We start from the raw sequence: 14,213 nt of genomic DNA on the forward strand, positions 1-14,213 counted from the left end.
TTGTATCTAACTGTCACAAAAAAGACTTTCGCTTTTTGTATCACTGTAACGATTCGCAAAAGCCTGATGAATGGGATTTTCTTCATGTCGCAACACGGCTACACTCGCAGGTCAGTGGAGATGAACGATATGCCGGTTCATCGGTCAAATTGACACATCCAAAATACAGGACAGTGGTTATGTTCAGGCAGTTGAGAAAAACACTGGTTGCGACACTTATCGCCGCACTGACTGTCGGTCAGGCTGCACCCGCCTTCGCTGATTCGGCCGACTCGTTGCCGGACATGGGTACCACAGCAGGAAGCACGCTCTCCATCGGTCAGGAGATGCAGATGGGTGATTACTACGTTCGCCAGCTGCGCGGCAGCGCGCCGCTGATCAATGACCCGCTGTTGGTGCAGTACATCAATGGTCTGGGCATGCGGCTGGTCGCGCACGCCGACTCGGTAAAAACCCCTTTCCACTTCTATTTAATTAATAACGACGAAATCAACGCCTTCGCTTTTTTTGGCGGCAACGTGGTGCTGCATTCGGCGTTGTTCCGCTATTCCGATAACGAAAGCCAGCTGGCATCCGTCATGGCGCACGAAATTTCGCACGTTACCCAGCGTCATCTGGCGCGTGCGATGGAAGACCAGAAACGTAACGCCCCGCTGACCTGGGTTGGTGCGCTGGGCTCTATTCTACTGGCGATGGCCAGCCCGCAGGCCGGGATGGCGGCACTGACCGGGACGCTGGCGGGCACCCGCCAGGGGATGATCAGCTTTACCCAGCAAAACGAACAGGAAGCGGACCGCATCGGGATTCAGGTGCTGCAGCGTTCAGGCTTTGACCCGCAGGCTATGCCGAGCTTCCTTGAAAAACTGCTCGATCAGGCGCGTTACTCCTCACGCCCACCGGAAATCCTGCTGACGCACCCGTTACCTGAAAGCCGACTGTCGGACGCCCGTAACCGAGCTAACCAGATGCGTCCGGTTGTCGTGCAGTCTTCACAAGATTTCTACATGGCAAAGGTGAGAACCCTGGGGATGTACAATTCCGGGCGTAACCAGCTCACCAGCGATCTGCTGGACGCGCTCTCCAAAGGCAACGTGCGGGAGAAAAACGCGGCTCAATATGGTCAGGCGCTGCAGGCGATGGAGGCCAGTAAATATGACGAGGCGCGTAAAGCGTTGCAGCCGCTGCTGGCCGCCGAGCCAAACAACCCGTGGTATCTCGACCTCTCAACCGATATCGATCTGGGACAGAAAAAAGCCACCGACGCCATCAACCGCCTGAAAGGGGCAAAAGACGTTCGCACCAACCCGGTGTTGCAGCTTAACCTGGCGAACGCTTACTTACAGGGCGGTCAGCCTGCCGAAGCGGCGACCATTTTGAACCGCTACACCTTTAACAATAAAGACGATCAAAACGGTTGGGATCTGCTCGCGCAGGTTGAAGCCCAGCTCGGTAACCGCGATCAGGAGCTGGCGGCACGTGCCGAAGGCTTTGCGCTGGTCGGTCGTCTCGATCAAGCCATTTCTATGCTGAGCAGCGCCAGCTCGCAGGTCAAACTCGGCAGCCTGCAACAGGCCCGCTACGATGCGCGCATCGATCAGCTGCGCGCTCTGCAGCAGCGCTTCAAGCCGTACGAAAAGATGTAATAAGGAAGAAAAAACATGACAGACGCGGTAAAAATCTACCACAACCCTCGCTGCTCCAAGAGCCGGGATACTCTCAGCCTGTTGAAATCTAACGGTGTTGAACCAGAGGTGGTGCTGTATCTCGAAACGCCGCCGGATGCACAAATCCTTCATCAGCTGCTGCACATGCTGGGAATGGGCAGCGCCAGAGAGCTGATGCGCCAGAAAGAAGATCTGTATAAGTCCCTCAATCTGGACGACTCACGTTTGTCAGAGGACCAGCTGGTGCAGGCAATGGTTGAGAATCCAAAGCTAATTGAACGCCCGATTGTGGTGGCGAACGGCAAGGCGCGCATTGGACGTCCGCCGGAAGACGTGCTCGAGATCCTCTAGCCCTTATGCCGCAGCGCTTCCAGAAAGGCCTGCGGCGTACTTTCCCCCAGCTTTTTCTGCGTTTTTCCCCGGTTGTAAAACTCGCACAGCGCGATCAGCACCGCGCCTGCGGGTTCATCATTCACGCGTGGAATAATCTCGCGTAGCGGCACCGCCACCTGAAGCGCATTGTGTTTATGTGGATGCGTTTTCACAGCCACGTTCTGCGCCGTTAGCGTCACCTCAAAGCCAAAAGTCTCAATAGATTGTATATCAGCCGGACAGGTATCAAGCAGCGCCTGCGTCCAGGTGTTAAAGAGCTGAGGCGAGAGTCCCGCATAAAGCCGGGCATAGCACCAGCCGCTCACCGGTTCACGCGCCCAGAGCAGGTGTTGCTCCCCGCCATCGTCCATGTGAAGCGACAAAGGCAGATGATGCAGCGTCAGCGCGTGCGGCATAATACCTGCCTTTAGCGCCTTTTTCCCCTGCAACGGTGCCCCTTTTTGTTTCGCAGAGGCCGGTTTGAGATAGCGATTCAATGTCGCCCGGGAAACGGGGATCCCCAGCATGCCGTTGACCATCTGCAGCAGTTCATCTAACGGCGCGCCCGAGACGTCACGCAGGGCATTCACCAGTGCGACCTGCTCTTGTCTCATCGCTTTGTGTATCACTTTCGGTGTCGTCTGGTTATCCGAAACCTGCTCGCGGTTACGCCAGCGCCTGACGGTCGTGACCGAGATCCCAAGCTCAACGGCCAGCTCTCTGTCGCTTTTATCTGACTGCTGAAGATAGCGACGGATGCGCGGCGTGGTGGTGGCATTAGCGTGCAGTTTAATTTCCATCCCGATAATTCCATTAACCAATCATATGAGATTTATATAACACCAGCGAACGCTTTGTGACCGATTTCACCTTTCGCTCGCCGCGCTTCACTGATAATCCACAGACATAACATAAACAACGCCACTCAATCTTGTACGGAGTTCACAATGAACAATGTTCTGGGATTTCTTGAAGCAAAACTGATGCCGCTGGCGGCCAAAACGGCCCAGCAGCGCCATCTCGGGGCCATTCGCGGCGCCTACGTGTCATTCATGCCGTTTATCATCGTCGGCTCTATTCTGCTGGTGATATCCTCTTTCCCGAATCAAACCTATCAGCAGTTTATGTCTCAGGCCTTTGGTGAGAGCTGGAGCGCCATTATTGAAATCCCGTTCAACGCGGTGTTCTCCACCATGTCGCTGTTCATCAGCTTCCTGGTGGCGTTCCGCCTGGCGGAGCATTACGGGGAAGATCGCATCTCCTGCGGCATTCTTTCGCTGGTCGCCTTTCTGATCCTCACGCCGTTTATTAAGGTGGCGGAAAACGGCGGTATTACCGTCATTCCGGTGGAGTGGATTGGCAGCAAAGGGCTGTTCGTGGCGATGATTGGTTCCCTGCTCTGGACGGAGCTGTTCTGCTGGCTGAAGCGCAAAAAACTGGTGATTAAAATGCCGGACGGCGTACCTCCGGCGGTACAGGAGTCGTTCGCCGCGCTGATCCCGGCCCTGCTGGTGATGATTCTGGTGCTGGGTATCCGCATCGTCTTTGAAAACACCCACTACAACACCATCCACCAGTTTATTTACGACGTGGTTGCCACGCCGGTGCGCCACTATGGCACCTCATACTTTGGCGCGCTGATGACGGTATTCAGCATCACCATTCTGTGGTCCGTAGGCATTAACTCCGGCTCAATGATTAACGGCATTATTCGTCCGCTGTGGATGGAGAACCAGACCGACAACATCGCGGCGATTCAGGCAGGCACAACGCCGCCGCACATTATCACCGAACAGTTTTTTGACATGATCTGGATGGGCGGTGCGGGGGCCACGCTGTCGCTGGTGATTGCGATGCTGATTTTCGCCCGCAGTAAAAACATGCGCGAAGTGGCGCGCCTCGGCGCGGGCGCGTCGGTGTTCAACATCAACGAACCGATTCTGTTTGGCCTGCCGGTGATTATGAACCCGATCATGCTTATCCCCTTCAACCTGGTGCCGCTGGTGCTGGTTACCGTTCAGTATGCGGCGATGAAAATGGGTGCCGTCGCCGTCACCACCGGGGTGTTTATTCCCTGGACGCTGCCGCCGGTGATCAGCGGCTTTATCGTCACCGGGCACCTGAGCGGCAGCATCATGCAGCTTCTCAACCTGCTGATTGGCGCCATGCTGTACCTGCCTTTCATGCGTATCCTGGATAAACAGTACCGCGCGGCGGAAATGGCCAGCGTTACGCAAACCGACACCACCCTTGCAAAACAGGAGTAAAGCATGTGGGGAATTATCGCCACCTGGCGAATGGCGCTTGAAGGCGTCACGGAGTCTGCATCTGCGCTGGCTGCGGGCAAACCTGTCGCGCCGGCGGTGGTGGATGCCGTCGCCGCCGTCGAGGACTTTCCGTTTTATAAATCCGTCGGTTACGGCGGACTACCCACCGAAAACGGCGAGGTGGAGCTGGACGCCGCCTATATGGACGGCGACACGCTGGCCTTTGGCGCCGTGGGCAATCTGGTGGATATCGCCAACCCGGTGCGCGTGGCGCACGCGCTCAGCCGCCAGCGCTACAACAGCCTGCTGGTCGGCCAGGGCGCGCGGGAATGGGCGCTGAGCCAGGGCTTTGCCGATAAAACCATGCTCACTGACCGCGCCATGCAGCACTACCGCAAACGCTGCCGCGAGACGCTGGATAAAGGCTTAAGCCCTTACGACGGACATGACACCGTCGGCATTATCGGCCTCGATAAGCAGGGCTCGATGAGCGTCGCCACCTCCACAAGCGGCCTGTTTATGAAAAAGCGCGGCCGCATTGGTGATTCGCCCATTATTGGCTCCGGCTTTTACTGCGACAGCGAAACCGGTGCCGCCACCGCCACGGGCGTCGGTGAAGATCTGATGAAAGGCTGCACCAGCTACGAAATCGTCCGCAGGATGGCGCAGGGTATGACGCCGCAGCAGGCGGCAGATTCCGTGGTGTTCGAACTGGAGGACAAGCTGATGTCGCGCTTCGGCCGCGTGGGCGATCTCTCCGTGGTGTGCATGAACAACAGGGGCGAGTTCGGCGCGGCAACCAACATCAAAACCTTCTCGTTCGTGGTCGCAACGGCCCGCCAGCCGCTTACCGTTTTCCGCACCGAGCGCCAGCATGAGAAGACGCATTATCAGGCGGTAGACGATGAATGGATGCAGGCTTACGCTGCGCGGATCCGCGCGCCGATTGAGGAGTCATGATGATTACGTATCAGTTTATCACCGCGCTTTCTGACGCAAAGCCGCAGAGCCACTTGATTGCCCGCGCGAGCAGTCACCTTCTGCCGCAAAATGCACTTGTCGCAGAAATGCGCGAGTCAGACGGCATCGCAGATACCCGCTTTGGCTGTGCCCCGTTTGCCCGAATCACCCTGCTACCGGATGCGCTCTGGCAGGACAGCCTGACCGAAGGATTACTGACGGCGCTGCGCCCGCTGCTGGCCTCGCCCGTCAGCCCCGAGCTGATACTGGACGTTACGGATATCGACGATGTGGTGCTTGCGCAGGTGCTGCGCTTTCTGTTTAACCAGGCGCACAGGCTGAGTGATTTGCAGTTGAAGAAAACCAGTGACAAGGTTCGTCTTGAACATATCACCGCGCTCTGCTTACCCGAACAGCAGGACCGACTGGCGGTTATTTTCCGCCAGCAGCAGGCCATCGCCCACGGCATGGTCGCGGCGCGACGTCTGGCCGATACGCCGTCGGATCGCTGCACGCCGCAGTTTGTGGTGGAAGAGGCGCAAAAACGGTGTGCCGCCTTCCCTGCCCTGCGGTGTGAAGCGCTGGATGAAAAGCAAATCGTTGAGCAAGGTCTGGGGCTGCTGCACGCCGTCGGCAAAGGGGCGACCTGTCCGCCGCGCCTGCTGGCTATCCACTATGACGGCGTTTCTGACGGCCCGGTGCGTTGCTATGTCGGCAAAGGCATTACCTTTGATACCGGCGGCCTGTGGCTGAAGGACGGCGCGGGCATGTACACCATGAAATACGACATGTGCGGTGCGGCCAACGTGCTGGGGCTGATGCTGGCCGTTGCCGAGCTGGCGCTGCCCGTACGCATCATGGGCGTGCTGGCGCTGGCGGAAAATGCCATCGGTCCGGACGCCATGCAGCCCGGCACGGTGGCGACCGCCTGCAACGGCACCACGGTGGAAATCAACAACACCGATGCCGAAGGCCGACTGGTGCTGGCGGACGCCATCGCCTGGGCCAGCCAGCGCCATCCGCAGGCGCGCTATATCATTGATATGGCGACCTTAACCGGCGCCGTCGTCAAAGCGCTGGGCTATGAATTGAGCGGATTAATGACGCAGGATGAACCGCTGCGCGCGGCGCTGACGCTGGCGGGTAAGCGGAGTGGCGACGAAGTGTGGTCCCTGCCGCTGGACGCCCGGCTGAAAAAACAGACCGACAGCGCCATCGCCGATCTGTGCAACACGCCGACCAACAATGCGGCAATCAGCGCCTCGGCGGCGTGGCTGCTGCATCACTTCTGCCCGCCGACCATTCCGTGGGCCCATCTGGACATCAGCGGTACGGCGCTGTGGCGAGAAAACGGACGGAGCGTGGCGTCGGGAAGACCGATTCCGCTGCTGGTGGAGCATCTGATGGGAGATATCTAGCCCGGTGGCGGCTACGCCTTACCGGGCCTACAGGATCTGGCAGAATTTCGTAGGCCGGGTAAGGCGCAGCCGCCACCCGGCAAAAAACTCATAGCTTGAGAATATCTTTCACAAACGGAATGGTCAGCTTGCGCTGGGCGGTAATAGAGGCGCGATCGAGCTGATCGAGCGTGTCAAACAGCGTGCGCATTTCGCGATCAAGCCGTTTAAGCAGGAAGCGTCCCACGTCTTCCGGCAGCTCAAATCCTCGCTGCTTAGCGCGCAGCTGAAGCGCCTGCAGCTTATCTTCATCCGACAGCGGCTGGAGCTTATAGATTTGCCCCCAGTCCAGACGAGAGGCCAGGTCCGGCAGCCCCAGATTCAGCTGACGCGGTGGACGATCGCCGGTGATCAGCAGCCGGGTTTTACCCGATTCCAGAATGCGGTTGTAGAGGTTAAAGATCGCCATTTCCCACGGCTCATCCCCCGCCACGCATTCGATATTATCGATGCAGACCAGTGAGAGATGTTCCATTCCCTCCAGCACGTCAGGCACAAACCAGGTACGTTTATCCAGCGGCACATAGCCTACCGCATCACCGCGCGCGGAAAGCTCCGCACAGGCGGCATGCAACAGGTGGCTGCGCCCCGCGCCTTCGCGTGACCAGATATAGATGTATCCGCTGTGATCCTGGCGCAGCACGTTTTGCAGTGCAGCCAGTAAAGAGGGGTTATCACCCGGCCAGAAACTCGCGAAAGTTTCGTCGTCAGGGAGATAGAGTGGCAGAGAGAGCTGTGCCGGTCCGTTCAGAAGTACCTCAACCAGATCTTACATAAAATCGGAACGGAGTTTAACACGGAACCTGCAAGGAGAGAACCGGGCGATCCTTCGCCCGGCTAATACGATCAGTGTGACGCTTTTTCGCTGTCGTCAGCGTCCAGTATCTCTTCTTCCGGGCGGATCACAGAGATCAGCTTGAAGATAAGGCTCAGGCCCACGCCCACGATGGTCGCCAGCGCCATGCCTTTCAGCTCGGCCGCGCCGATGTGTACCTTCGCACCGCTCACGCCGATGATCAGGATAACGGAGGTCAGGATCAGGTTCTGCGCCTTGCTGTAATCCACTTTGGATTCAATCAGCACGCGAATACCGGACGCGCCGATCACCCCGTACAGCAGCAGAGAGACGCCGCCCATTACCGGTACCGGAATGATCTGGATAGCGGCCGCCAGCTTACCGACGCAGGAGAGCAGAATGGCGATGATTGCCGCCCCGCCGATAACCCAGGTACTGTAGACGCGGGTAATGGCCATCACGCCGATGTTCTCACCGTAGGTGGTGTTTGGCGTGGAACCGAAGAAACCGGAGATAATGGTCGAGAAGCCGTTCGCAAACATGGAGCGGTGCAGGCCCGGATCGCGGATTAAATCGCGCTTAACGATGTTCGCCGTCACCACCAGGTGGCCGACGTGCTCCGCAATCACCACCAGCGCGGCTGGCAAAATGGTGAAAATAGCGAACCACTCAAAGCGCGGGGTGTAGAAGGTTGGCAGCGCGAACCAGTGCGCCTGAGCAATCGGGGTCGTATCCACTACGCCCATTGCGAAGGAGAGCGCATAGCCCGCCAGCACGCCGATCAGGATCGGGATAATCGCCATGAAGCCGCGGAACAGCACGGAGCCAAACACCGTCACGCCCAGCGTCACCAGCGAGATGATAATGGTTTTGGAATCCGGTGACTGGCCGTCAGCAGGCAGCAGACCGGCCATGTTCGCCGCAACGCCCGCCAGCTCCAGGCCGATGACAGCAACGATTGCGCCCATCGCCGCTGGGGGGAACATCACGTCCAGCCAGCCGGTACCCGCTTTCTTCACGATGAAGGAGACCAGGCAGAAGAGCACGCCACACATGATAAAGCCGCCGAGCGCGACCTCATAACCCAGCGGCAGCAATAATAGCACCGGCGAAATAAAGGCAAAGCTCGACCCCAGATACGCCGGGATTTTGCCTTTACAGATAAAGAGGTACAGCAGCGTCCCAACGCCGTTGAACAGCAGCACGGTAGCCGGGTTAATGTGGAACAGGATTGGCACCAGCACGGTTGCGCCAAACATGGCAAACAGGTGCTGCAAACTAAGCGGGATAGTCTGTAAAAGCGGCGGTCTTTCACTCACCCCGATAGCACGGCGCGTCATAGTGTTTTCCTCTGTGTAGTATTGTTGGTGTTTTATTCAAAAAAAAGCCGACTATCAAAGTCGGCTTATTTATCGTTATTCGATTATTTCGTACCAAAGATCTTATCGCCGGCATCGCCGAGGCCCGGGATGATGTAACCGTGCTCGTTCAGTCCCTGATCGACAGAGGCGGTATACAGCTCAACGTCCGGGTGCGCTTTCTCCAGCGCCGCGATCCCTTCCGGCGCCGCGACCAGCACCAGCACCTTAATGCTGTTACAGCCCGCATTTTTCAGCAGGTCGATGGTGGCAATCATAGAACCGCCGGTTGCCAGCATTGGGTCAACCACCAGCGCCATACGCTCGTCGATGTTAGACACCAGCTTCTGGAAGTAAGGAACCGGCTCAAGGGTTTCTTCGTTACGGTAGATCCCCACCACGCTGATACGCGCGCTTGGCACGTGCTCCAGCACGCCTTCCATCATGCCGAGACCGGCACGCAGGATTGGCACTACGGTAATTTTCTTACCTTTGATCTGCTCAACCTGTACCGGGCCGTTCCAGCCTTCGATGGTCACTTTTTCCGTTTCCAGATCGGAGGTCGCTTCGTAGGTCAGCAGGCTGCCCACTTCAGAAGCCAGTTCGCGAAAACGCTTCGTGCTGATGTCATGCTCACGCATCAGGCCCAACTTGTGTTTAACGAGTGGGTGTTTCACTTCCACAATCTTCATTCTCTTTCTCCTCTGAGGTGGCATCCGCAAAAAAATCGCGGGATTATACCGCTTTTTTCGGATTGCGCCATACCCATCTTGCTTGACGTATATCAAGCAAAGTGATTTAGAGACAAAAAAACCGGAGGCGAAACTCCGGCTTGGGTGCGGGGTTCTGCCGGGTGGCGCTAACGCTTACCCGGCCTACACGTCCCGTAGGCCCGGTAAGCGCAGCGCCACCGGGCAATTATAGCTGCTCGCCGTTACTCGCGATCACCTGCTTATACCAGTCGAACGACTTCTTCTTGCTGCGGTTCAGCGTGCCGTTCCCTTCGTTATCTTTATCGACAAAGATAAAGCCGTAGCGCTTTTTCATTTCGCCCGTGCCGGCAGACACCAGGTCGATGCAGCCCCACGGGGTGTAGCCCATCAGATCCACGCCGTCTTCCACCACCGCTTTTTTCATCTCGCTGATATGCGCGGCGAGGTAATCAATACGGTACTGATCGTCCACCGTGCCGTCGCTCTCCTGCACGTCGATCGCGCCAAAGCCGTTTTCAACGATAAACAGCGGCAGCTGGTAGTGATCCCAGAACCAGTTCAGGGAGTAGCGCAGCCCTACCGGGTCAATCTGCCAGCCCCAGTCGGATTTCTGCACGTACGGGTTAGAGACCAGGCTCTTGCTCTCGTCGTAGTCCAGCTGCGGGTTGTCCGCCGTCGCTTTGGTAGCGAAAGACATGTAGTAGCTGAACCCGATGTAGTCCACGCAGCCCTGCGTCAGCGCCGCTTTATCTTCTTCGGTGATATCCAGCGCGAAGCCGCGACGCTCGAAGTAGTTGAGCAGGTGCTGCGGGTACCTGCCGCGCACGTGCACGTCGGTGAACCAGTAGCGGCGGTGCATGGCGTTCATCGCCATCATCATGTCGTCCGGCGCGCAGGTCAGCGGATAAATAGGACACATGGCAATCATGCAGCCGATCTGCAGCGACGGGTTAATCTCGCGTCCCGCCTTCACCGCCAGGGCGCTGGCCACCAGCTCATAGTGCGCGGCCTGGAACATCACCGGCTCGCGGTCTTCACCCGGCTCATACTTCAGCCCGGAGTTGGTGAACGGCGCAAAGTCTTCGTGGAAGTTAGCCTGGTTGTTGATCTCGTTAAAGGTCATCCAGTACTTCACCTTATGCTGGTAGCGCTGGAACACCACTTTTGCGAAGCGCACGAAGAAGTCGATCAGCTTTCGGTTGCGCCAGCCGCCGTATTCGGTGACCAGGTGGAATGGCATCTCGAAGTGGGAAAGCGTGATAACCGGTTCGATGCCGTATTTCAGACATTCGTCGAACAGATCGTCATAGAATTTCAGGCCTGCCTCGTTAGGCTCAAGCTCGTCGCCTTTCGGGAAGATACGCGTCCAGGCAATAGAGGTACGGAAACATTTGAAGCCCATCTCAGCAAAGAGTTTGATGTCTTCTTTATAGCGATGGTAGAAATCGATGGCTTCGTGGTTCGGGTAGTTTTTCCCTGGCAGCACGCCATTGGTGATTTCACGCGGCACGCCGTGCGCGCCGGCGGTCATGACGTCGGCGACGCTCACGCCTTTGCCGCCCTCTTTCCAGCCGCCTTCGAGCTGATGTGCCGCTACGGCCCCACCCCACAGAAAACCTGCTTTAAATCCTGACATACTCTTTCCCTCATTCGATGTTGCGGATTACTGACGGATACTGCTGTCTGAAATGGTGAACCGCGCCAATTAAGCCAGCGCGATTGCCGTGGCTGACAACGTCGGCAATATCCGCGATGCCAAACCACGTGAGATGGGTGCGAAGCAAAGCCATAAACCCGGGCCGCTCCGCAATTCCGCCGCCAATGAAAATGGTCTGCGGATCGAAAACATTCGCCAGGTTGTAGAGGCCTGTCGCAATGCCGTTAAGAAAATCATCCACCAGGCGGCGGCATGCGGCGTCGCCTGCGTCATAACCGTCAAAAATGGCTTCGCCGGTGACGTCATCAAGCGCCAGCCCGTTAAAATCGGCGTAACGCTTGCGAAGGGTGCGTAAGGTGCAGTTTTCATTCATGGAGTGGCGGGCAACGCGGCGTGAGTCCGCCCTTTCCGTGAGCATGTAGCCGAATTCCCCGGCGCGGAAACGCGCCCCGTGAACCAGCCTGCCGTTGCAGAAAATCGCCCCGCCGACCCCGGTGCCGATGGTCAACACCAGAAAGTTGTCGATATCCTTCCCCTTGCCCTGCCAGCGTTCCGCCAGCAGCACGCAGTTGGCGTCATTCTCGACAGTGACCGGTAACCCCGTCTGCGCCTCAAGCCAGGCTTTCATTGCGAACTGGTCGAAGCGGCGAATCGCCCCGCCCATGTCGATAAACCCGGTATGCGGATTCACATACCCCGGCGCGCTGACGGCGATCCCTTCAATCCCGGGATGCGCCGCCACCCAGCTCAGCATCTGTGAAAGGATGGCCTCACCGTCGCTGTTCTTAATGACGGCCTTATCTCTGCGCAGCAACTCTCCCTGCGCTGTCACGATACCCATTTTTAGTGCGGTGCCACCAATATCAAATGCGGCGATGTTCATGACTTCATCCCTCCTGAATGAAACTGAAACCGGTTTCAGCTCATGATGTTCATTCCGTAAATTGCTTGCAAGCAGATCGCCGAAACCGGTTTCATTTTCGTGAACGGTATCAAGTTTGCATCCCCTCAGAGCCGCAGCAGAAAAAAAGATCCTCTTGCCGAGAATAGGCTCGCAAACGTTTGCCTGGACTGTTAGAATTGCGCCGATTTTTCTTACTAGCTATGCAATCGCGTGGGGATTTAAGCCGTGACCAACAAAACTTCTCTCAGCTACAAAGATGCCGGTGTTGATATTGACGCAGGTAATGCGCTGGTTGACCGAATCAAAGGTGTGGTGAAGAAAACCCGCCGCCCGGAAGTGATGGGTGGCCTGGGTGGCTTCGGCGCGCTGTGCGCACTGCCGCAAAAATATCGTGAACCTGTTCTGGTCTCGGGTACTGACGGTGTAGGCACCAAACTGCGCCTGGCGATGGATTTAAAACGTCACGACACGATCGGTATCGATCTGGTCGCGATGTGCGTGAACGATCTGGTGGTACAGGGCGCAGAGCCGCTGTTCTTCCTCGATTACTACGCGACCGGCAAACTGGATGTGGATACCGCAGCCAGCGTGATTAGCGGTATCGCCGAAGGCTGCCTGCAGTCCGGCTGTGCGCTGGTCGGCGGCGAAACCGCGGAAATGCCGGGCATGTACCACGGTGAAGATTATGACGTCGCAGGCTTCTGCGTCGGCGTAGTAGAAAAATCAGAAATTATCGACGGCAGCAAAGTGGCCGACGGCGATGTGCTGATCGCGCTGGCCTCCAGCGGTCCGCACTCAAACGGTTATTCCCTGGTACGTAAAATCCTCGAAGTGAGCGGCTGCGACCCGCTGACCACCGAGCTGGACGGTAAACCGCTGGCAGACCACCTGCTGGCACCGACCCGCATCTATGTGAAAAACGTGCTGGAACTGATCGAGAGCGTCGACGTTCACGCCATTGCTCACCTGACCGGCGGCGGCTTCTGGGAAAACATCCCGCGCGTTCTGCCGGATAACACCCAGGCGGTGATCGACGAATCCTCATGGCAGTGGCCAGCCGTCTTCAACTGGCTGCAGACCGCAGGCAACGTGAGCTCTCACGAAATGTACCGCACCTTTAACTGTGGCGTGGGTATGGTTATCGCCCTGCCGGCAAGCGAAGCGGATAAAGCCGTTAATCTGCTGACTGAAAAAGGTGAAAACGCGTGGAAAATCGGTACGATTAAAGCTTCCGATTCCGAACAGCGTGTGGTCATTGAATGAAAAACATCGTGGTGCTCATTTCCGGCAACGGAAGCAATTTGCAGGCAATCATAGACGCCTGTAAACAGAAGAAAATCAATGGCACCATTCGGGCAGTCTTCAGCAACAAGGCCGACGCGTTCGGCCTTGAGCGCGCGCGGGAAGCGAACATTCCCGCGCACGCGCTGGAAGCCAGCCAGTTCGCCGGGCGTGAAGCCTTTGACCGAGAGCTGGTGCAGGAGATCGATGCCTACGCGCCGGACGTGGTGGTGCTGGCGGGTTACATGCGTATCCTGAGCCCGGCATTTGTCGAACACTTCGCCGGACGTCTGCTGAATATTCACCCTTCTCTTCTGCCGAAATATCCCGGCCTGCACACCCATCGTCAGGTGCTGGAAAACGGTGACGAGGAGCACGGCACCTCTGTCCATTTCGTGACCGACGAACTGGACGGCGGCCCGGTGATCCTGCAGGCCAAAGTGTCGGTCTTTGACGGCGACAACGAAGACGACGTGACCGAACGCGTACAGACCCAGGAACACGCCATTTACCCGCTGGTGGTCAGCTGGTTTGTTGAGGGGCGTCTGGAAATGCGTGACGGCGCAGCCTGGCTGGACGGCGTGAAGTTACCCCCGCAGGGTTATGCGGCCGAAGAGTAGTTTGTTATGTCGGGTGGCGCTGCTGCGCTTACCCGACCTGTACATTGCATTACCCGATATTCCCTTCTCCAACCCTCTAAATTCCCCAACAAAAAAAATAACTGTCATACTTTTCTGGCACTGTTGGACATATCGTGGAAATGCTCGCCATAATAAGGACGAGA

Annotated in this window: 13 protein-coding genes; 7 read left to right on the top strand and 6 right to left on the bottom strand. The window is 57.3% G+C overall.

All coding sequences use genetic code 11. The features are described from left to right. The first annotated feature begins 179 nt into the window (after positions 1 to 179). A complete protein-coding gene (gene bepA, locus ACTJJA_RS14500) occupies positions 180 to 1,643 on the top strand; it encodes a beta-barrel assembly-enhancing protease (RefSeq protein ID WP_010433840.1) in 1,464 nt (487 codons plus the stop codon). 15 nt (positions 1,644 to 1,658) lie between these two features. Next, entirely contained in the window at positions 1,659 to 2,015 is a 357-nt protein-coding gene (arsC, locus tag ACTJJA_RS14505; RefSeq protein ID WP_440668509.1) for an arsenate reductase (glutaredoxin), read from the top strand. Here arsC and ACTJJA_RS14510 read toward each other — a convergent pair. Further along, positions 2,012 to 2,836 carry an XRE family transcriptional regulator gene (locus ACTJJA_RS14510; protein WP_440668510.1) on the bottom strand — a complete coding sequence of 275 codons (825 nt, stop codon included), beginning with the start codon at positions 2,834 to 2,836 and terminating at the stop codon, positions 2,012 to 2,014. The genes arsC and ACTJJA_RS14510 overlap by 4 nt on opposite strands. Before the next feature lie 147 nt (positions 2,837 to 2,983). On the opposite strand from ACTJJA_RS14510, the gene celB reads away from it, so the two are divergent. Genes celB through ACTJJA_RS14525 form a run of 3 tightly spaced genes read left to right on the top strand, consistent with a single transcriptional unit; the run spans position 2,984 to position 6,681 of the window. Continuing rightward, complete coding sequence (celB, locus tag ACTJJA_RS14515; protein WP_440668511.1) at positions 2,984 to 4,303, top strand: PTS cellobiose transporter subunit IIC; 1,320 nt, start codon at positions 2,984 to 2,986, stop codon at positions 4,301 to 4,303. A gap of 3 nt (positions 4,304 to 4,306) precedes the next feature. Continuing rightward, a complete protein-coding gene (locus ACTJJA_RS14520) occupies positions 4,307 to 5,263 on the top strand; it encodes a N(4)-(beta-N-acetylglucosaminyl)-L-asparaginase (RefSeq protein WP_440668512.1) in 957 nt (318 codons plus the stop codon). Continuing rightward, positions 5,263 to 6,681: a leucyl aminopeptidase family protein gene (locus ACTJJA_RS14525; RefSeq protein WP_440668569.1), complete on the top strand. Its 1,419-nt coding sequence runs from the start codon at positions 5,263 to 5,265 to the stop codon at positions 6,679 to 6,681. Before ACTJJA_RS14520 ends, ACTJJA_RS14525 begins: the two co-directional genes overlap by 1 nt. Positions 6,682 to 6,769: 88 nt before the next feature. On the opposite strand, the gene ACTJJA_RS14530 is transcribed toward ACTJJA_RS14525, so the two are convergent. The 5 genes from ACTJJA_RS14530 to bglK all read right to left on the bottom strand — a co-directional run bounded on the left by ACTJJA_RS14530 (position 6,770) and on the right by bglK (position 12,127). Then, positions 6,770 to 7,471 (bottom strand): DnaA inactivator Hda, encoded by a 702-nt coding sequence (locus ACTJJA_RS14530; protein ID WP_216821201.1) that lies wholly within the window; start codon positions 7,469 to 7,471, stop codon positions 6,770 to 6,772. A gap of 95 nt (positions 7,472 to 7,566) precedes the next feature. Continuing rightward, the gene (uraA, locus tag ACTJJA_RS14535) at positions 7,567 to 8,856 is read right to left on the bottom strand and encodes a uracil permease (RefSeq protein ID WP_440668513.1); all 1,290 of its coding nucleotides are present in this window, start codon (positions 8,854 to 8,856) and stop codon (positions 7,567 to 7,569) included. A gap of 83 nt (positions 8,857 to 8,939) precedes the next feature. Next, positions 8,940 to 9,566 (bottom strand): uracil phosphoribosyltransferase, encoded by a 627-nt coding sequence (gene upp / locus ACTJJA_RS14540; RefSeq protein WP_010433852.1) that lies wholly within the window; start codon positions 9,564 to 9,566, stop codon positions 8,940 to 8,942. 226 nt (positions 9,567 to 9,792) lie between these two features. Beyond that, complete coding sequence (locus tag ACTJJA_RS14545; RefSeq protein WP_440668514.1) at positions 9,793 to 11,223, bottom strand: 6-phospho-beta-glucosidase; 1,431 nt, start codon at positions 11,221 to 11,223, stop codon at positions 9,793 to 9,795. Positions 11,224 to 11,233: 10 nt separating this feature from the next. Then, positions 11,234 to 12,127: a beta-glucoside kinase BglK gene (gene bglK, locus ACTJJA_RS14550; RefSeq protein WP_440668515.1), complete on the bottom strand. Its 894-nt coding sequence runs from the start codon at positions 12,125 to 12,127 to the stop codon at positions 11,234 to 11,236. A 246-nt stretch (positions 12,128 to 12,373) separates the two neighbouring features. On the opposite strand from bglK, the gene purM reads away from it, so the two are divergent. Then, positions 12,374 to 13,411: a phosphoribosylformylglycinamidine cyclo-ligase gene (gene purM, locus ACTJJA_RS14555; RefSeq protein WP_089597846.1), complete on the top strand. Its 1,038-nt coding sequence runs from the start codon at positions 12,374 to 12,376 to the stop codon at positions 13,409 to 13,411. After that, positions 13,408 to 14,049: a phosphoribosylglycinamide formyltransferase gene (purN, locus tag ACTJJA_RS14560; RefSeq protein ID WP_440668516.1), complete on the top strand. Its 642-nt coding sequence runs from the start codon at positions 13,408 to 13,410 to the stop codon at positions 14,047 to 14,049. Before purM ends, purN begins: the two co-directional genes overlap by 4 nt. Positions 14,050 to 14,213 lie beyond the last annotated feature (164 nt).

The sequence above is a fragment of the Enterobacter sp. 22452 genome (assembly GCF_052045065.1).
Classification (GTDB): Bacteria; Pseudomonadota; Gammaproteobacteria; order Enterobacterales; family Enterobacteriaceae; genus Enterobacter; species Enterobacter mori.